The organism is Sporosarcina sp. P20a (assembly GCF_002743175.1).
Classification (GTDB): Bacteria; Bacillota; Bacilli; order Bacillales_A; family Planococcaceae; genus Sporosarcina.
Window position 1 is genome coordinate 26,098 of sequence record NZ_PDYT01000015.1, and the last position, 18,643, is coordinate 44,740.

Annotated in this window: 18 protein-coding genes; 14 read left to right on the top strand and 4 right to left on the bottom strand. The window is 39.5% G+C overall.

The genetic code is table 11. The annotated features are described in order from the left end of the window. Positions 1–54 precede the first annotated feature (54 nt). The gene (locus CSV72_RS11845) at positions 55–978 is read left to right on the top strand and encodes a diacylglycerol kinase (RefSeq protein WP_099678516.1); all 924 of its coding nucleotides are present in this window, start codon (positions 55–57) and stop codon (positions 976–978) included. A 116-nt stretch (positions 979–1,094) separates the two neighbouring features. Here CSV72_RS11845 and CSV72_RS11850 read toward each other — a convergent pair whose 3' ends face one another. Next, the gene (locus CSV72_RS11850; protein WP_099635282.1) at positions 1,095–1,526 is read right to left on the bottom strand and encodes an NUDIX hydrolase; all 432 of its coding nucleotides are present in this window, start codon (positions 1,524–1,526) and stop codon (positions 1,095–1,097) included. A 314-nt stretch (positions 1,527–1,840) separates the two neighbouring features. On the opposite strand from CSV72_RS11850, the gene CSV72_RS11855 reads away from it, so the two are divergent. From CSV72_RS11855 to rlmD, 4 genes are all read left to right on the top strand, one after another. After that, positions 1,841–3,178 (top strand): cytochrome ubiquinol oxidase subunit I, encoded by a 1,338-nt coding sequence (locus CSV72_RS11855; RefSeq protein ID WP_199170093.1) that lies wholly within the window; start codon positions 1,841–1,843, stop codon positions 3,176–3,178. Then, entirely contained in the window at positions 3,175–4,200 is a 1,026-nt protein-coding gene (locus tag CSV72_RS11860; RefSeq protein ID WP_099678518.1) for a cytochrome d ubiquinol oxidase subunit II, read from the top strand. The genes CSV72_RS11855 and CSV72_RS11860 overlap by 4 nt, the downstream gene beginning before the upstream one ends. A 12-nt stretch (positions 4,201–4,212) precedes the next feature. Then, positions 4,213–4,347 (top strand): cytochrome bd oxidase small subunit CydS family protein, encoded by a 135-nt coding sequence (cydS, locus tag CSV72_RS17165; protein ID WP_255396873.1) that lies wholly within the window; start codon positions 4,213–4,215, stop codon positions 4,345–4,347. Between the two features lie 66 nt (positions 4,348–4,413). Then, positions 4,414–5,778: a 23S rRNA (uracil(1939)-C(5))-methyltransferase RlmD gene (gene rlmD / locus CSV72_RS11865; RefSeq protein ID WP_099678519.1), complete on the top strand. Its 1,365-nt coding sequence runs from the start codon at positions 4,414–4,416 to the stop codon at positions 5,776–5,778. 400 nt (positions 5,779–6,178) lie between these two features. Here the strand turns inward: rlmD and CSV72_RS11870 are convergent, their stop codons facing one another. After that, positions 6,179–6,400 (bottom strand): hypothetical protein, encoded by a 222-nt coding sequence (locus tag CSV72_RS11870; RefSeq protein ID WP_099678520.1) that lies wholly within the window; start codon positions 6,398–6,400, stop codon positions 6,179–6,181. A gap of 825 nt (positions 6,401–7,225) precedes the next feature. Between CSV72_RS11870 and CSV72_RS11875 the strand changes: the two genes are divergently transcribed. Further along, on the top strand, positions 7,226–7,540 hold the full coding sequence (locus CSV72_RS11875) for a hypothetical protein (RefSeq protein ID WP_099678521.1): 315 nt from the start codon (positions 7,226–7,228) through the stop codon (positions 7,538–7,540). A 104-nt stretch (positions 7,541–7,644) separates the two neighbouring features. Here the strand turns inward: CSV72_RS11875 and CSV72_RS11880 are convergent, their stop codons facing one another. Further along, the gene (locus CSV72_RS11880; RefSeq protein ID WP_233191262.1) at positions 7,645–8,118 is read right to left on the bottom strand and encodes a cupin domain-containing protein; all 474 of its coding nucleotides are present in this window, start codon (positions 8,116–8,118) and stop codon (positions 7,645–7,647) included. Between the two features lie 1,032 nt (positions 8,119–9,150). Between CSV72_RS11880 and CSV72_RS17170 the strand changes: the two genes are divergently transcribed. Then, positions 9,151–9,273 carry a hypothetical protein gene (locus CSV72_RS17170; RefSeq protein WP_255397466.1) on the top strand — a complete coding sequence of 41 codons (123 nt, stop codon included), beginning with the start codon at positions 9,151–9,153 and terminating at the stop codon, positions 9,271–9,273. Positions 9,274–9,424: 151 nt separating this feature from the next. Further along, a complete protein-coding gene (locus CSV72_RS11890) occupies positions 9,425–10,384 on the top strand; it encodes a bile acid:sodium symporter family protein (protein ID WP_099678524.1) in 960 nt (319 codons plus the stop codon). A 47-nt stretch (positions 10,385–10,431) separates the two neighbouring features. Here CSV72_RS11890 and CSV72_RS11895 read toward each other — a convergent pair whose 3' ends face one another. Further along, entirely contained in the window at positions 10,432–10,611 is a 180-nt protein-coding gene (locus CSV72_RS11895) for a hypothetical protein (RefSeq protein ID WP_099678525.1), read from the bottom strand. A 114-nt stretch (positions 10,612–10,725) separates the two neighbouring features. On the opposite strand from CSV72_RS11895, the gene nagZ reads away from it, so the two are divergent. From nagZ to CSV72_RS11920, 6 genes are all read left to right on the top strand, one after another. Further along, a complete protein-coding gene (nagZ, locus tag CSV72_RS11900) occupies positions 10,726–12,372 on the top strand; it encodes a beta-N-acetylhexosaminidase (protein WP_099678526.1) in 1,647 nt (548 codons plus the stop codon). 18 nt (positions 12,373–12,390) lie between these two features. Then, positions 12,391–12,786: an esterase/lipase family protein gene (locus CSV72_RS11905; protein ID WP_099678527.1), complete on the top strand. Its 396-nt coding sequence runs from the start codon at positions 12,391–12,393 to the stop codon at positions 12,784–12,786. 18 nt (positions 12,787–12,804) lie between these two features. Beyond that, on the top strand, positions 12,805–13,023 hold the full coding sequence (locus tag CSV72_RS16765; RefSeq protein WP_233191264.1) for a hypothetical protein: 219 nt from the start codon (positions 12,805–12,807) through the stop codon (positions 13,021–13,023). Between the two features lie 100 nt (positions 13,024–13,123). After that, positions 13,124–13,918 carry a VLRF1 family aeRF1-type release factor gene (locus CSV72_RS11910; protein WP_099634783.1) on the top strand — a complete coding sequence of 265 codons (795 nt, stop codon included), beginning with the start codon at positions 13,124–13,126 and terminating at the stop codon, positions 13,916–13,918. 570 nt (positions 13,919–14,488) lie between these two features. After that, on the top strand, positions 14,489–16,852 hold the full coding sequence (locus CSV72_RS11915; RefSeq protein WP_099678528.1) for a penicillin acylase family protein: 2,364 nt from the start codon (positions 14,489–14,491) through the stop codon (positions 16,850–16,852). 470 nt (positions 16,853–17,322) lie between these two features. Then, a complete protein-coding gene (locus CSV72_RS11920; RefSeq protein WP_099678529.1) occupies positions 17,323–18,624 on the top strand; it encodes a purine/pyrimidine permease in 1,302 nt (433 codons plus the stop codon). The last annotated feature ends 19 nt before the right edge of the window (positions 18,625–18,643 follow it).

Sequence of the window (18,643 nt, forward strand, 5' to 3'; positions counted from 1 at the left end):
AAAATGGTAGAGGTCTGACTTATTTCAGACGCGAAAGGATCGAGGGGAAAGTGTATGAAACGTGCACGCATTATTTATAATCCTACTGCAGGAAGAGAAGTCTTCCGTAAACATTTAGCAGAAGTCCTCGAAAAATTGGAGAAAGCGGGTTATGAAACATCCGCTCATGCTACAAGCTGCGAAGGTGATGCAACTGTAGCAGCGCGAGACGCGGTTCGCAGAGGATTCGATGTGATTATTGCTGCTGGTGGCGATGGGACGCTCAATGAAGTAGTTGCGGGTGTCGGACATTTTGATAAACGTCCAAAAATCGGTTTGATTCCTATGGGTACAACGAATGATTTTGCTAGGGCTTTACGTATTCCTAGAGAAATTGATGACGCTGTAGATATAATTTGCCAAGGAGATTCTATTCCGGTCGATGTAGGTTTAATGAATGATCGCTATTTTATTAATATCGCGGGTGGCGGCCGAATGACGGAATTGACATATGAAGTTCCAAGCCGTTTGAAAACAGTAATAGGTCAGCTGGCTTATTATTTAAAAGGAATTGAAATGTTGCCTTCTATACATTCCAGTCATCTTCGTATTGAGTATGATGGAAATGTATTTGATGAAGAAGCCATGATGTTTTTGATAGGATTGACTAACTCAGTTGGTGGTTTTGAGAAATTAGCACCTAACTCTAGTATTAACGATGGATATTTCACATTGCTTATTTTAAAGAAATGCAATATTGCAGAATTTATTCGTGTGGTTACACTAGCTTCTCGGGGAGAACATATGGATGATCCTTTAGTTGTTTCGGCGAAGGCGGAAAAAATTGTTGTGACTTCGAAAGACGAGGTATTATTGAATTTGGATGGAGAATACGGTGGCGTGTTGCCTGCTACTTTCCAAAACTTATATCAACATGTCGAAATGTTCGTACCTTTACAGAAACTACGTCCGCAGGATCAAGCCAAACAAATCAAATAAAAGAAAAAGTAAAAAGACTATTCCAGTCGAAGTTCTAACGTTCGGATGGAATAGTCTTTTATTGTGAAAAATTAATTGGGTGAGCCCGATGCAATACGCATCGTATCAGGTCGATATTAAATGTATTCAATCGCTTCTCCTTGTTTAGCAGCTAACTTTGGCACTTCTTGCAACGGCATCCAACGATAACTGAATAATTGACCTGCGTCTTTACCTTCACCTTCTACGATATATTCCCATTCGTGCTTGTTTTCTCCTAGATAAGAAAAATGGAAAATCGTACGTTCATAAATTACGTTTTTGTCTTCTGGGAAGTATTTCGAAGCTTTAACTTTACCTTCTAGTATAAGTTCATCACGCACGATACCGGATTCTTCTTCGATTTCTCGATATAATGCATCCAATAATAGTTCGTTGCGTTCGATTGTACCACCAGGAACTTGTAAACCTGCTTCAGGCTGATCCTTTTGCTCATAAACAAGCAATTTACGGTGTCTGCCTTCCCCTTTTGTAATATACGCTAAGACTTTTCTTTTTACTCTTTTCATTGACTTTCACCTCTCAATAGTTAATTAATTATACTTTAAATCCTTACTAATTACAAGTAAAATGGGTTAATCGATTAGTATACAACAAGTAGACGTACTATGAATATGAAAATACGTCTAAATTTCAACAAATTGTTTTAAATAGGTTATTTTAATGAGTTTTAAGGGAAACCCTAAAATAGAACTGTGCAAGGAGTGATGGTGTGTATAAAAGACAAGAAAAGCGTCTGATGTGGTTGGCATTTATTGTCGCGGGTATAATGTTATTATCTATTGTTGGAAGATTGTTCTCGTGAAAAGAGGAGGTGGACTGTGTGGATCCAGTTTTTTATTCCAGAATATTGACTGAACTAACATTATCGTTTCATATTATCTATGCAACAATTGGGGTGGGTGTCCCACTTATGATTATGCTAGCCCAATGGGTTGGTATCAAGAAGAACGATGAACATTATATTTTGTTGGCTAGACGTTGGGCACGGGGTTTCGTCATTACAGTTGCTGTTGGGGTTGTGACGGGAACAGCAATTGGGTTGCAGCTTTCTCTATTATGGCCTAATTTTATGGAGCTGGCTGGAAATGTGATTGCCTTACCATTATTTATGGAGACATTCGCCTTCTTCTTTGAAGCGATTTTCCTCGGTATTTACTTATATACATGGGATCGCTTTGAGAATCAAAAGAAACATTTTCTACTTCTTATTCCAGTCGCGCTCGGAGCGTCATTCTCCGCAGTATTCATTACCATTGTAAACGCCTTCATGAATGCACCACAAGGCTTTAATTTAGTTAATGGTGAATTGATTAACGTCAATCCACTTGTGGCAATGTTCAATCCTGCTATGCCGACAAAGGTGGCTCACGTGGTTGGGACAGCTTATATGACGTCTGCCTTTTTGTTGGCTGCCATTGCCGCGTTTCGTTTGTTGCGTGGGTCGGATCATGTCTACCATAAAAAAGCTTTATACCTGACTTTGAAAGTGGGATTCATTTTTAGTGTGAGTGCAGCGCTGATTGGTGATTTTTCAGGTAAGTATTTAGCGGAGTATCAACCTGAAAAGCTAGCAGCGGCTGAATGGCATTTTGAGACGGAAGAAAATGCTCCTTTAATTTTGTATGGCGTGTTAGACGATGGAGAAGTTAAATATGCCATTAAAATACCGTATGCACTTTCTATTTTAGCGCATGGTGTACCTAGTGCTGAAGTCGTTGGATTGGATCAGTTTCCTGAAGAAGATACACCCCCATTATATATCCATTACCTGTTTGATATTATGGTAACCATTGGAATGCTATTGATGATGTTGTCGGCTGTCTACTGGATTGGTATGTGGCGAAGATGGTCCTTTGTCCAGTCTCGCTTATTCCGATGGCTAATCGTTATAGGGGGGCCACTCGTATTTATTTCACTTGAAGCAGGTTGGTGGTTAGCAGAAGTAGGTCGTCAGCCGTGGATACTACGCAATATAATGCGGACCTCAGAAGGTGCGACAACTAGTGGGCAAGTACCGACTATGCTTGTACTCTTTGCACTTCTTTATCTAGTTCTCGGTATCGGTAGTGTGGTTGTATTAAGGAGAATGTTCATCCGGAATCCTGTGGAACAAGAAATCATAGATCGGCAGCAGGAGAAAGGCGGTGACATTCGATGAATATTGAAATTCTAGGGATTACGGTATTGTGGGTATTTTTGTTTGGCTACATTATGATTGGTGCGATTGATTTTGGAGCAGGTTTTTTCAACGCTTACAGTTTATTTACGGGTCGACAACGAATATTGACTAATGTCATTCAGCGCTATTTGTCACCAGTTTGGGAAGTGACAAATGTATTTCTAGTATTCTTTTTCGTGGGGATCATTGGATTCTTCCCAAAAACCGCTTTTTATTATGGCACCACATTGTTAGTCCCTGTTAGCTTTGCCATTATACTACTGGCAGTCCGAGGTTCATACTATGCATTTGAGACATACGGAGCCCGTGGACATAAAGGATATTCTTTTGCCTACGGTTCGACGGGTTTATTACTTCCAGCATCTCTGTCGATCGTATTGACGATTTCTGAAGGTGGGTTTATTGAATTAGTGGATGGGCAACCGGTATTAGATTATTGGAAGTTGTTCACAAGCCCGCTCACTTGGTCAATTGTAGTGCTTAGCATAGCAGCCACATTGTATATTTCATCAGCATTTTTAACATGGTATGCGAATAAAGCTGGAGATCGCGAGGCGACACAACTTTTGAGGAAATACGCGCTCATCTGGGCATTGCCGACGATCATCGCAGCTGGAGGGATTATATTTGAATTACGTAAGCATAATCCGCTACATTACGAAAGCATCCAAACATTCTGGCCAATGTTCCTGATATCGCTCCTATTGTTCCTAGGTACGGTTTTTCTCATATGGAAACAGCGTCAGTATGGTGTGGCATTTGGATTACTAATGGGACAATTCATATTCGCCTTCTTTGGTTATGGTGCATCGCATTATCCATATTTGCTCTACCCGTACTTGACTATTTACGATAGCTTTACGAACCAAGCAATGGCGATCGCTTTAATCATTGCGTTCATCTGTGGATTGTTTCTGCTAATTCCATCGCTTTATTTACTATTACGTATGTTCCTATTCAATAAAGAATATGTAAAAGGAAAAGAAAATCACCATGCATAAGGGGGCATTAAGATGAATGAATTTTTGATTTTCTATGCACCTTTTTTAGTCATCATCGCAGGTATTGTACTATCGTTCTTTGTGGTTTTGAAAGACGATGCAGTGACAAAGAATGAGTATAAAAACAGTAAAAAAACAGACGTATGATTACGTCTGTTTTTTTGTTGGCTTCCCATGGTACACTAGAAGTATCTGAAAGATGGAGGAAAAATCATGAGCTTTGCAGTAAATAAAAACGAAAAGATTCGAGTGACTATAGAAGATCTAACACATGATGGAGCGGGCGTAGCGAAAGTAGAAGGCTATCCTCTATTCATTCCAGGAACATTGCCTGGGGAAACAGTCGATGTCCACGTTTTGAAGACATTGAAGAAATACGGCTTCGCGAAGTTACTAAATATCGTGGAACCATCCTCTTCCCGTGTGACACCTCCTTGTCATGTATTCCCGACATGTGGAGGCTGCCAATTGCAGCATATATCTTATGAAAGCCAGTTGATTCAGAAACGTAAATCTGTCCGCGATGTAATGGACCGGATTGCTAAGCTTCCTGACGTACCTGTGCATGTAGTAAAAGGGATGGATGATCCGTGGCGTTACCGCAATAAATCACAAATACCATTTGATACGGAAAACGACCGCGTAATTACAGGCTTTTATAAAGCCCGTACGCATCACATCGTGGATACAGATGTTTGTCTGATCCAAACGAAAGAAGCAGACGAATTGATGACGATGCTTAAGTATAAGCTTCAACAGCTTGGTATCGATACATATGATGAACATACACACAAAGGTATGCTTCGTCACTTGATCGTGAGAAAAGCACGTCAGACGGGTCAGGTGATGGTTGTACTAGTGACTCGACATAAAAAATTCCCGCAAAAAGAAGCGGTAGTCGAATTAATTCAGCAACAGTTACCGAATGTGACGTCTATTATGCAAAATGTGAATACAGCGAATACGAATGTCATTATGGGGAATGAAATGATTAATCTATATGGAGCGGATGTCATTATTGATCGAATTGGAGAGACTGAATTTGAAATTTCAGCACGTTCATTCTATCAAATTAATCCTGTTCAAACGGAAGTATTGTACCGACAGGCACTTGACTATGCCAACCTTACCGGTAATGAAACGGTAGTCGATGCGTATTGTGGAATAGGAACTATTTCATTGTTCTTAGCTAAACAAGCGAAGGAAGTATACGGAGTCGAAATAGTACCGCAGGCGATAGAAGATGCAAAACGTAACGCGGAACTAAACAGCATTACCAACGCCCATTTTGAAGCAGGACCAGCAGAAGAGATTATTCCAAAATGGTACGAGCAAGGTAAACAGTTTGATGTATTAGTCGTCGATCCACCACGTAAAGGGTGCGATGAAAAATTACTAGAAACCATTCTAACGTATAAACCGAAGAAGATTGTGTATGTGTCTTGTAATCCAGGAACATTAGCGCGAGATTTACGCATTCTTGAAGATGGTGGCTATCGCACGAAGGAAATCCAGCCGGTAGATATGTTCCCGCATAGCAGTCATGTGGAGTGCGTCGCATTGATAGAGTTGGGATAGCTTGGTGGCAATAGGTTTATCGGTTTTTAGATGAATAGTGAAGTGTGCTTTATATTCCCTCGGACTAATGGTCTGGGGGATTTAAGGAAGGTTATAGTTCAAGATGAATTTAAAATAAAAAGTATTCAAGAGATACCTGATATGAAATTAGCCTTGCCGTCATATCAACGTACATATAGGTGAAGTGTAAAGTCTATAAACAGGCTTATCTTGATACCTATAACGTATACCAAGAAGGTATAGAAGAACCTAGAATTGTTTCTGTGATTTTACATAAGGAAAATGAACAATATAATATTGTGGATGGTCAGCAGAGACTAATAAATAATGCCTGTGCAACATTGAATTCAATGTTGCACAGGCATTTTGAATTATCACAATGCACGGTATCAATAAAAAGTCATTTTCTTTTCATACCAATACTTCTGAAGTTTGTGTTGCTTTTTTCAACATTCTTTTCAAACTCGACATCTACAATATACTTAGTTTCTCCTATCTTCTCAACACTTATGATTTTTCCATTACGGCCTTTTATCCTTACTTTTTCATCCACGGCTGGAATTATCCGTGATGCTACATTGAGTACCTCAATTCTGTTTTCAAAATAATGAATGGCATACATTTTCTAATCCCCTTATTTAAGATGAGTGTTCATATACAATCATTTTATGAAGGTAATTGTGAAATAGAACGTGGGCAGGTGATTTTGCATACCAATTTGTTTGTAACGTAGGTACTCTATACTTAGACAAACACAAACCGTTGCATTCGCAGATGAATTAGTAAAACGGCGGTAGGGCGTAGTAGATGTATTTTTAACAAGCGAAGTAGGCTTTGCGATTATCGTTGGTGTTATTTTTGGGCGATTATTGGAACGGTTAGGTTTTACTGATGGCTTAATCAGACTATTTGTTCCAGTTATGATATGGCTGAAAATAAATCCATCTGTTAATCCCTAGTGATTATAATATCCTTGGTGATATTAATGCAGCAGGAAAAATTTCTGGACCGATTCATGTCAAAGCTAAAGCTACTAAAGATGAGCGGAAAATTGCCATAGCGACATTGATTCAATCACCATAATCTTTTGCGACATTGATGTTAGGACTAATTGCTTTATCAATATTTGGTATTCATGCATTTCCACTTGTGATCTTCTCATTATGAAAATATATTTATAAGTTTGGCGTGATGATTTCAAATTAGTCCAATGCTTTCACTTATCTTCTTATTTCAAACATCATGCGTATCCTATAACTTTTACAAGTTTTAATAAATTCAATATATCCGACGTCATTCGGATGAATACACTCATAAAACATGGACATGATAAAACTGATACTGAATTTGAATAATTAATGAAACAACTAATGCAGAAATTTCGTAAATATTGACTTCATGTTACAATTATTGAATTAGTAATTCTAATAAGAAGGAGTGAACTCATATGGCATTAGGCATATTGGAAATCATGTATATAGTTTTAATAGTCCTAGCGATAGGAATTCAAGTCTTATTGTATAAAAGTAAATCCAATAACAGTATAATAATAATCAATATGTTATTTGGTCTGCTTTTATCCTACCTAGCGTTTACAACTTTTCCTACAAACTTTGCAATTCAAAGAACATTAGCCGTCGTAATGGGGATTGTAGCTATATTGGCAGTTGTTATAAAGTTCAGAAGTGAGGAACTTGTGTTATTAAGTAAAATTGCGCTCTCAATTTCTATCGTTGTTAGCTTAGCCTTATTATTTTTGTGAAAAGTTTTACACTATGAATAGAAATAGCAAAGACAAGACGCCCTGTAAATGGGTGTCTTGTCTTTTTAACTTTTACTATCACAGCAACAGTGCACTTCAGATGACTATATATCTGTATTGTGAGTAGTATGTGTGGACTCCATTTCTTCCGCAATAGCTTTTGTTTCGTGTACCGTACCGTGTGGATGATTTGGCGGCGCATAAATAGAATATAATTTGATGGGCACTACACCAGTGTTCGTAAGATTATGCCAAGTTCCAGCTGGAATAATAATAATATCATCCTCCTGAACGTGCCGCTCGAAATCTACTTGATCTTTTCTACTTCCCATCTGAACAATTCCTTTCCCTTCCTCAAGCCGAATAAATTGATCAACATGCGGATGTATTTCTAAACCAATATCCTCTCCGGGTGCAATACTCATAAGCGTGAGTTGCAAATGGTCACCCGTCCATAATGCAGTGCGGAACGTTTGGTTTCGTTTGGTTGCTTCTTCTATATTGATCGTGAAGGGCATAGGACCAAAATCTGTTTGACGATGTTGTGTTAGTACAGATGGATGCTCAGCTTGATTCATTTGTTGTGTAGGATAAAAATTGAAACAAGGCCATACATATATTGGTTGATACCAACACACTAACATGAAATTAGAAACAGGTTGATTGATTGAACTCATCCCTTTCTTTATGTTTTCATCATAGTATATGTCTATCAACACTTTTTGTGTTCAACAGAAATGTGAGCAAATAGCTAAACCAATTGTGACTAGAATTCACAAAGCAACCATTACTTTATTTGATCAAGAAAACGTACGAATATTTGAGTATGCGGAGAAGATAGAAGCGATGAATGCCATGAAGAATTTCAGTAAATATACCATTCTAACTTATATAAAATAAACAGTTAGTACTTTAATCCGTAGCATACTTCGCTACGGTTTTTTACATGTATATTGAATTGGAATATTTATAATTGAAGATACCAGTTCACAGAGAATGTCGAAGGATGTAATTTTGTGTTGATGAAAAAATCAAATTATATTTTAAAAAGATGCATAAATTGTATTTCACTTATAAGAAAACGTTTGCAGACACAGTTATGACATATGTAAGCGTTTTGACTTTGAATAAAATGTGAAATGTTTCACATGGCGGTTTATTTTGTTGTAGAACAGAGTATGATAAGAGTAACAAAAGAAATTGGTTAGCAGATTCCATTCAAGGAAGTATGCTGCCAAACAAAAGGGAGACTACACAATATGTGGGTTATCACATTGTTTGACCGAGCAAACGTAAGGTTCTTTGAATATGCTGAAAAGGCCGAAGCAATAAAAGCAATGAAAAATTTTAACAATTACGCAGTCCTAACATACACATACTAAGCATTGGCTTTTATATTGATAAATAAATACAAATTAAAAGGAGACTGACAACATGTGGGTTATTACATTATTTGATCAAAAAAACGTAAGGATCTTTGAATATGCTGAGAAGGCAGAAGCAACTAGCGCAATGAAGAACTTTAACAATTACGCAGTTTTAACATACACATACTAAGCGCTGCCTTACCTATTGATAAATGAATACAAATTAAAAGGAGACTGGAAAACATGTGGGTAATTACATTATTCGATCAAGCAAACGTACGTATTTTTGAATATGCTGAAAAAGCAGAAGCGACAGATGCAATGAAGAACTTTAGCAAATATGCAGTTCTTTCATACACAAAATAATTTCGTCATCACACACCCGTAGCGATTTACTGCTGCGGGTTTTTTATATCTCTTTTTATTTTTAAGATAGAGTATTGCTTTTCACACAATCTACTATGCTAGAATACGACTATATCAACTATGACGTCAGGCTAGTAAAGAAGGGAATTATATGTTTAGTAAATTGAATACCTTTTTACAACGATGGATTGCCATCTTGACACCTCTTAGCTTAGTTATAGGTGTATTGTTTCATCAAGTAGGGGAGCAGTTATTATTTATCGTCTCCTGGCTGTTTGCGTTTATGACGTTCGTAGGTAGTCTTGGTATGAATGTTAAAGAAATTCGTATGGTAAGGAAGTATCCTGCCGTAGTGCTTGTAAGCATCGCCTTTCTGCATATAGTAATGCCTGCATGGGCTTATTTTTTATCCACGATCTTTTTTGATGATCATTTACTGACGGTAGGTTTTGTGTTGGCGGTAGCTATTCCGACGGGTGTTACGAGTGTGATTTGGGTAACTATCTCGAAAGGTAATCTTCCTCTTTGCTTATCGATCATATTAATTGATACATTACTGGCACCTATCGTTTTACCGGCTATTCTATATTTCGTCGTAGGAGAAAATGTAACAATTGATACGATGTCACTAATACTTAATCTACTTTGGATGATTGTACTACCTACCATACTAGGTATTACGTTAAATGAACTATCAAAGGGAAGCATTCAAAATAAATGGGGCCCCTTTTTAGCTCCATTCTCTAAATTAAGTCTATTTGCGATTGTTGCGATCAATGGTAGTGCCGTAGCGCCTCATGTACAGAAGGTTTCTTTAGAGCTTGTCGGCATTATTGCTCTAGTATTGTTCATAGCGTTAACGGGCTATGCAACTGCCTTATGGATCGCGCATGTACTATGGAAGGATCCAATAATTGCTATGACGTTCATGTTTGTTGGGGGCATGCGAAATATCGCTACAGGTGTTGTTATAGCGACGACTTTCTTCCCAGCGAAAGTCGCAATGCCTGTCGTTTTGGGTATGCTATTCCAGCAAGTACTTGCCTCTGTATACAATAAGGTAGGGAATTGGTATGGAAGACGTCATTTCAGAATTAATGAAGAGGTATAAAATAAAACAACTGCCGCCATTCTAAAAATCAGAAGGCGGCAGTTGTTTTATTTTTTCTTCTTCTTATTTTTGGGCCTAGACCCAAACTCTGCAGAAAATTCTTCTAATGAATGCCCCTCCGGATTTTGATTATTACTGTTACTCGCTTCTTTGTTTTTATTTTCATACGTATTCAACGGGTTGTGTGTCCGTTCATTCATGGTCTTTTTATTATTTTTATTCGTCATGTTCGTCCACCTCCTACAGACTAGAATGGACAAAATTCGAAGTTTTATGCGACAGCTAACGATATCAATAGAAGTCTGAAAAATGTTATCATGACTAAAAGATGAGGTGGAGCTATGCAAAAAGTATCTAGAATATTGCTGTTACTCGTCGTCGGTGCAATTTTTATGATAGCAATAGGGTGTTCAAATCAAAAGAGCAATCAGAATGAACAATCTAAACAAATAGAAATACGAAATAAACAGAACGAACAAGCGTTGATTGGGATCCGCGATGCGGCTGAAAAAGGAAAATTGCCCAACCAACAGTGGCAGGTAGGGAAATCTACTTTTCAACAAATCCAAGATCAAATAGGAGGAGCAGATAATGTAGAACGTGATAGTAAAGGAACGCATGTGGTTTATGAAAAAGAACAGCTGAAGCTTCGTTTGACAGAGAATAATCAGGTCTATAAATTACGTACAGTGGAATCCACACTCGATAATGTTACGCAGACTCAAACCAAGGAAATACTAGGAGCTCCGGATAAGCTGAGACAAGTAGATGAGCAAACGGCATTTATTTATGAGTTGAATGATGAATATCGATTAACCTTGCTGTTTACTTCTTCAGAAAACCATGCATCCATTGCAGAAATCGCTGTGCTCCATAAGCCAAGTGCTGAGATTCAGGCTGTCATAGAAGGAATGCAACTAGATGAGAAGCTAGGTCAGATGATTATGATGGGTGTGCAAGGTCCACAGTTGGATTCAGTAGCGAAAACATTTATTCAAGACAGACATGTCGGTGGCATCATTTTATTTAAACGTAATTTCGTTTCTGTTTCGCAGTCGCTTAACTTGATTAATGAGTTAAAACAGGCCAATGCGAATTCAAAAACGCCGTTATTCATCGGTGCAGATGAAGAAGGAGGGCGCGTTACGCGTTTGCCAAAAGGGCTCATGAAAACTCCTTCCAATCGTAAAGTGGGAAATGCTGCAAATGGGAAATATGCATACGATGTTGGAGAGTTAATTGGTCGGAAAATGAGTGCATTCGGGTTGAATATGGATTTTGCACCTGTACTTGACGTAGATAGCAATTCAAATAATCCAGTGATTGGTGACCGTTCGTATGGTAATGATGCACAGCTAGTCAGTAAAGCAGGGATCCAGCAAGCGAACGGAATGACATCAGAATATGTCATTCCTGTCGTCAAACACTTTCCGGGACATGGTGATACAAGTGTAGACTCGCATATTGATTTGCCCGTAATCACGCATAATAAGGAGCGCTTGCAGAATGTAGAGCTGCTTCCCTTTAAACAGGCGATTAAGGGCGGCGTAAATGCGGTAATGGTCGGCCATTTACTTGTAGAGGCATATGATCCGAAAACACCTGCATCATTTTCAAAAATAATTATTCAAGACTTATTGCGTGATGAATTACAGTTTGACGGTGTTGTTATTACAGACGACTTGGTTATGGGAGCTATCGTTGAAAACTATTCGATTGGAGAGGTGGGAGTCCAATCTATTGTAGCGGGTGGAGATATTTTGCTCGTTGGGCATAAATATACGCCAGTAAACGAGCTACTCACCGCATTACAAGAGGCTATAAATGAGGGAGTGATTACAGAACAGCGAATTAATCAAAGTGTCGAGCGTATTTTACTGATGAAGCAACAGTATGAAGTGAAGGATATTCAACGAGAGCAAGTGAACGTAGAAGAGCTGAATCAACAAACGAAGGAACTTATTAAGAAAATCGAATCAGGTAATTAACGATAAAGGAGTGATCGTATGGAAAAACGAGTCCTTTTACTTCATGGTTTTAATAAAAACTCACGCGATATGCAGACATTGTCTACCTATTTAGAACATCTCGGTTTTCAATGCAGATCGCTCGACTTACCGTTAACATATCATGAATTTGATCAATCTTTTTATTATGTGGAAAAACATTTATCCGATATGGTTTCAAAAAAAGATGGGCCTATTCATTTGGTTGGTCACAGTACAGGCGGCCTTCTTATTCGAAAAGTATTGCAGGAAACACAATGGATGGATTCAATTGGTCATTGTGTGCAAATTGCCACGCCCAACAAAGGAAGTCAGCTTGCATTCGTGGCGAGCAAAATTTTAGGATACACTGAGTACTATAGAACATTACGGTCATTGAACGCAACGTATATTTAGCAGCTGAATTTGCCGGACATGACTCCTTTTTTAATTGGCGCAATAGCAGGAAACCGTAACCATTTATGTCTTGGAATGTTACTCCGAGGAGAAAATGATGGAAGAATAGAGTTGAATTCAGTTTACTATCCGGGACTAGCTGATTTTATAACGTTGCCATATGGACATAAAGAAATCCATCACCAAAAAGAAGTAGCTGAATTAACTGCACGTTTTTTACAAACTGGGCATTTTTGATACAAATTTTTTCTACTTGAAAAAATTCACAGCTCTAATCGCCTTGTAATATTCATTTCAGCGGGCATGCTACAGCTGAGGGAATAAGGAGGATGATTGGATGAGTATTAGCGAAGAATTGAAAAAGTTGAAAGCATTTCACTGTGATGACCGATGTGTGCTGTCAGTATACTTAAACACGAATCCTGCAGATCCTGAACAACAGCAAGCAGCGTGGAGAATTCATTTGAAATCAGGTTTGAAAAGGCTTGATGAATATCTCGTCGCATCCGGAGATGAAAAGGAATTGACAGCATTTCGTTCAGTGAAAGACCGTGTGATGAAGGAAGTTGAAGATAAGCAAAATGATTTGGCGAAAGGCGTTATCATTTTTGCGGCAGCAGATCCTGAAATTTGGTCTGTTCATTATGTTCAAGTGGCTGTCAAGACGAGCTTTCATTGGGAGAACCAGGCGATGACGAATGAATTCGAGTATATGTTACAAGCATATCCTGAAGCGGGAATAATACTCCCAAGTTACAGCAATGTCCGGATTTTGGATACAGCAATGGGAAGAGTCCATGACGAAACAGTGTATGAATTTGATTCGGGTCTCGATGTCTGGAAAGAACAAAAGGACATCAAGTCTTCCATACAGCGGGGAGTTGGAGGGCATACAGACGGCTTTGATCAGCGTTTAAAAGTAAATCTGGATCGTTTTTATAAAGACATGGGCTCTGTGGTTGGTAACATGAAGAAGAAGCGTGGATGGAAAGAAGTGCATGTGGCAGGGGAAGCGGAATTGGCCAAAAGCTTTGCGTCTATCTTGCGTGAAAAACCCGAAAGCTGTATTCATAAAAACTTTGGAAAATCGAACAATAATCACGTCATCCAAAAGATTTTCGAATCCCGTTAAGTAGACTCAAAAGAGGATGTCCCAGAAGTCAGTGACTTTAAGGGACATTCTTTTTTACGTGGTTTTAAGATATTACATCAACCTCAAATTTTATATACAGTGAAAGAAAGTAGTGAGTACAAGGCGATTGAAGCTCCAGCTGGGGATGCTTTCCGGCGGAGTAATCTTGAGCCTCCTCGTCCGCTACGCTCCCTGTGAGGTCTCAAGATCACTCTTATTCCCCAGGAGTCGCCCCAGCTTCCGCTTCAATCCTACGTTAAAAGTAGAAGTACTTAGATCACTCACTGAAGGTAGTGTGTAACTTGTTGATGTATTCGAACTTATTTAAGTTCAAGTTCTGATCAAGTTCAAACTCAAACTCAAACTCAAACTCAAGTTTCAAACAACTACTAGCCCACTGACAGTGAACTACAACTAGTATCACCTACTCGCATTGCAAATCCCAGACCCAACACCTATTCCTCCTTATCAATTTCATGCACTGTGTTTCATACTTTCTATTAAAGAATAATAACTAAAGTAATTTCAGAATATTAATAGTATACTAAGTTCTAAAGAGGGGGGAGTAATATGGGGAGAGGCAGAAAAATTACGTTGTGGGTGCTTAGTATACTATCCATTATAGCGGTGCTTGTTGCTATATTTGCAAACGCTTATATTTCAAAATCAAAACCACTTGAAGCAGGTGAGCATCAAGTCTCATTCATTGATCAAGAAGTAGTTGTTACGCGAGATCACAACGGAGTCCCGCATATCAACGCTGCTTCGGATGAAGATTTGTACCGAGCGCAAGGTTATGTGCAAGCGCAAGACCGTTTATTCCAAATGGATTTAGCACGCAGGCAGGCGAGTGGTCGCTTGGCAGAAGTCATTGGGGAAAAGGCAGTCGATACAGATAAGTTATTCCGTACATTTAGTTTGCGTAAAGCTGCGGAAGCTTCATATGAAGGATATGGAGAACATGCAAAAGCGGTGCTTGGTTGGTACGCAGAAGGGGTCAATGCATTCATTGAAGAAGCTACATCTGAAAAGAAGTTGTCCTATGAATTTGCGCTTCTTGGATATGAGCCTGAAGAGTGGACGCCTATTGATTCGTTAACCATCGGGAAGTACATGGCGTATGACTTGGGTGGTAGATGGCAACCGCAAGCATTCCGCCACTGGGCAATTAATGCATTTCCAGAAGAGAAAGTGAAAGATTTATTCCTCACGTATCCAAAAAACGCAGAATCTATTATGACGGCTAATAAAGAACATAGCGTAGAAGTGGCGGGACGCTTCCTACCAGAACTTTCACCACCAGAATTTAATGGTAGTAACAACTGGGTAGTATCAGGAGAAAAGACAGCTTCCGGTAAACCTCTACTGGCTGATGATCCGCATTTAGGATTAAGTACTCCGTCTATTTGGTATCAAATGCATTTACAATCCCCTGAACAAAATGTGGAAGGTGTAATTTTTGCGGGAATTCCAGGAATCATTTTAGGGAATAATGAAGACATTGCTTGGGGTGTCACGAACGTTGGACCAGATGTGCAAGATCTGTATATTGAAGTTCCGCATCCAAGTGAAAAAGCTCAATTCCGTTATGATGGAAAGTGGGAACAGGCAGAAGTGCGGGATGAGACGATTAAAGTTAAAGGTGCAGAAGACATCCCATATGAAGTAATCGTCACGAAACACGGGCCCATTGTTTCAGACATAATGTATAAAGAAGAAGATCCTGAAGCATTATTCTCCATGCAGTGGACGGCACTAGAGCCTACACTTGAACTCGAAGCGATTATGGAGATGAATAAATCCTCAGATTGGGAAAGTTTTGAGAAAGCATTAGAGAAATTTCACGCACCAGCACAAAATTTCGTCTTCGCTTCTACAGATGGCACAATCGCGTATAAAGCGAACGGTCGAATTCCCATCCGTAAACAAGGTGACGCACAATTGGCAGTGCCAGGAGATTCTTCCGACTACGGTTGGGAAAGCTATATTCCTTATGATGAATTACCACGTGTAGTGAATCCGAAAGAAGGTTTCATCGCCACAGCAAATAATGAAGTGGTGGATGAACAGTATCCGTATCACATCACGAAGTTCTGGGCACAACCATACCGCTTCGAACGGATTGCGGAAGTGCTACGAGAAGGGGATAATTTCACAGTGGATGACATGATGGAACTGCAAATGGACCAAAAAAATCTCTATGCTGCAGAGTTCCTTGATTCCATGATTGGCTCAGTAGAGAACAAAGATCAATCAGGTGACTATAAAGAAGTATTGAATACGTTAAAACAATGGGATCAAGTCGATTCAAAAGACAGCAGTGCTCCGCTAATTTACCATAAGTGGATGAAACAACTGCAAATTGACATGTTCCGCGAAGAGATGCCGGCGGATGTATATGAACTCATGCCAGGCAAAAACCAAATTACAGACGAGCTTCTGCGTAAAGGCTATAGTGGAGAAGAAAGCGTCTGGGTAGAAGAAAAGCAAGGTGTCGATCAGTGGGTGTATAATTCATTTAGCAATGCAATGAAAAATATCGCCAATGACTTTGGCGACAAACAACAAAAGTGGGCATGGGGAGACTATCACCAACTGACATTCCCTCACCCACTAGCAAGCGCATCACCTATATTTGCAAAATTATTAAACCCAGAAAAACAACCAATCGGCGGATCCAATATCACAGTACAAGCCGCTGCCTTCAAGGATGACGGATCTGTCAACCACGGCGCATCATGGCGTTTCGTTGCAGACCTAGACGACTTAAACAAAACCTATCACGTCGTCGGACCTGGCCAAAGTGGACACCTGAAATCTAAATGGTTCCATGACCAAGCAGAAGACTGGGCAAAAGGCCAATACCATGAAACATTCATGACACAAGAGATTCCTGACGGACGTGTACTTACGCTACAACCGAAAGGGAAGTAATCGGGATTGTTTAGGACCATTTCGTTGAAGTAGTGATTTTACTGCTTCTCGCAATGGTCCTTTTTTTAGTTGCGCTGCGGGTGCTTGGGTTAGGTCCGTCGCTCGACTGGTTGCTGGCTACTGCAGTTAGTAGAGGGTCTGAGCCGGCATGAACGGCCTCCCCGGCAGTTGTATGCACTACTGCAGAGTCATTTATGTAGGTTGTGATTCTAATAGGAAGAATAATAGCACCGTTGCCAAAGAGTAGTAAACTTCTATAGGCAGTCAAACGGGTAGCTCTGTACAAAACATACAAATAAATGATCTTGCCGATCCACTCACTATGTAACATCCTTCGGGTCCAAACCCCCGCCCTCTTTAGTTCTAGTAACTCCAAAAAACACAGATTAATTACAAAAAGCAAAAAAAGCATTTCACATGGTATACTAAATGAATTCTAATTTGCACTGCACTATCGGAGGAATCGTCAAATGAAACATCTAGCAGGCGGCATACAATGGACCGTCTTTCTCATTGCATCATCTATTGCAGCTCCTATCGCGATCGCACATGTCTTCGGTATGGACCCAGTAGCCACGTCACTATTCATGCAACGAACCATATTCGTTCTCGGTATCGCCTGTCTGATCCAAGCATTTTTCGGACATCGAATGCCAATAAATGAAGGACCCGCAGGTTTATGGTGGGGAATCTATGTTGTCTATGCAGGCATGGTCGGTATTTTTTATACAACGTCAACAGACGCACTGCAAGCATTGCAAAGTGGTATGTTGTACAGCGGTGTGCTATTCATTATCCTAGCAGCTACGGGAATTATCACAAAAATGAAAGTGCTCTTCACACCAGCGATTACGTTCACTTATTTAATGCTACTGATCTTACAATTAAGCGGTACCTTTATTAAAGGAATGATGGGTGTAGAAGAAGCAGGAGACCATCTGGATCCAGTCATTTTATTCGGAAGTTTCATTGTTTTATTGATTACTTTTATTGCGATGGCTAATAAACGGCCATCCATATCTAAATACGCTATATTGATTTCGATTGCACTTGGCTGGGGGATTTTCTTATTGCTAGGAAAAACACCAGCTATTGCGAAAGTGTCCGATCAGTTAATTCAGCTACCGAAAATGTTCGTCTACGGAAAACCGGTATGGGATAGTGGTGTACTCGTTACAGCGATCTTTATTACATTATTATTAGTAGCGAATATGCTCGCATCGATCCGTGTCATGGAACATTTATTGAAGGAATCATTTAAAATTAATCCCCCTGATCGATTACGCCAAGGAGCATTTGCTTCAGGATTTATCCATCTGATTGCGGGAGCTTTTTCTGCTATTGGTTCCGTACCGATTTCAGGGTCTGCAGGATTTGTCGGCACGACACGCATGCCGTCGATAAAACCATTTATTATTGGTAGTGCGCTATTAGTATTCATTACATTATTTCCAAGTGTCATGGCCATTTTTGCGGCTTTACCGGCGCCCGTTGCATACGCTGTAACTTTTGCCATCTTTACGAAAATGGTGTCGATGGCATTCAATGAACTCGATGCAGATCCAGAAAAAGAACGTGCGCGCCAAGCTGTAGCATTTGGATTGATGGTAGGTGTAGGTACAATGTTTGTACCAGCAGAAAGTTTGTCTCAACTCCCTGCCATTGTAGCTTCCACATTATCTAACGGATTGATTACAGGAACGATCCTCGCGATCATTATTGAGCAATATATGATACGCAGAAGACAAAGGAATACGTATAGTAAGATGTAAAAAAGCCCAACAGTGTGAG

Coding starts and splice junctions, on each gene's coding strand:
- CSV72_RS11845 (WP_099678516.1), top strand. CDS start 55: ATGAAACGTGCACGCATTATTTATAATCCTACTGCAGGAAGAGAAGTC.
- CSV72_RS11850 (WP_099635282.1), bottom strand. CDS start 1,526: ATGAAAAGAGTAAAAAGAAAAGTCTTAGCGTATATTACAAAAGGGGAA.
- CSV72_RS11860 (WP_099678518.1), top strand. CDS start 3,175: ATGAATATTGAAATTCTAGGGATTACGGTATTGTGGGTATTTTTGTTT.
- cydS (WP_255396873.1), top strand. CDS start 4,213: ATGAATGAATTTTTGATTTTCTATGCACCTTTTTTAGTCATCATCGCA.
- rlmD (WP_099678519.1), top strand. CDS start 4,414: ATGAGCTTTGCAGTAAATAAAAACGAAAAGATTCGAGTGACTATAGAA.
- CSV72_RS11870 (WP_099678520.1), bottom strand. CDS start 6,400: ATGTATGCCATTCATTATTTTGAAAACAGAATTGAGGTACTCAATGTA.
- CSV72_RS11875 (WP_099678521.1), top strand. CDS start 7,226: ATGGCATTAGGCATATTGGAAATCATGTATATAGTTTTAATAGTCCTA.
- CSV72_RS11880 (WP_233191262.1), bottom strand. CDS start 8,118: ATGAATCAAGCTGAGCATCCATCTGTACTAACACAACATCGTCAAACA.
- CSV72_RS17170 (WP_255397466.1), top strand. CDS start 9,151: ATGTGGGTAATTACATTATTCGATCAAGCAAACGTACGTATTTTTGAA.
- CSV72_RS11890 (WP_099678524.1), top strand. CDS start 9,425: ATGTTTAGTAAATTGAATACCTTTTTACAACGATGGATTGCCATCTTG.
- CSV72_RS11895 (WP_099678525.1), bottom strand. CDS start 10,611: ATGACGAATAAAAATAATAAAAAGACCATGAATGAACGGACACACAAC.
- nagZ (WP_099678526.1), top strand. CDS start 10,726: ATGCAAAAAGTATCTAGAATATTGCTGTTACTCGTCGTCGGTGCAATT.
- CSV72_RS11905 (WP_099678527.1), top strand. CDS start 12,391: ATGGAAAAACGAGTCCTTTTACTTCATGGTTTTAATAAAAACTCACGC.
- CSV72_RS16765 (WP_233191264.1), top strand. CDS start 12,805: ATGACTCCTTTTTTAATTGGCGCAATAGCAGGAAACCGTAACCATTTA.
- CSV72_RS11910 (WP_099634783.1), top strand. CDS start 13,124: ATGAGTATTAGCGAAGAATTGAAAAAGTTGAAAGCATTTCACTGTGAT.
- CSV72_RS11915 (WP_099678528.1), top strand. CDS start 14,489: ATGGGGAGAGGCAGAAAAATTACGTTGTGGGTGCTTAGTATACTATCC.
- CSV72_RS11920 (WP_099678529.1), top strand. CDS start 17,323: ATGAAACATCTAGCAGGCGGCATACAATGGACCGTCTTTCTCATTGCA.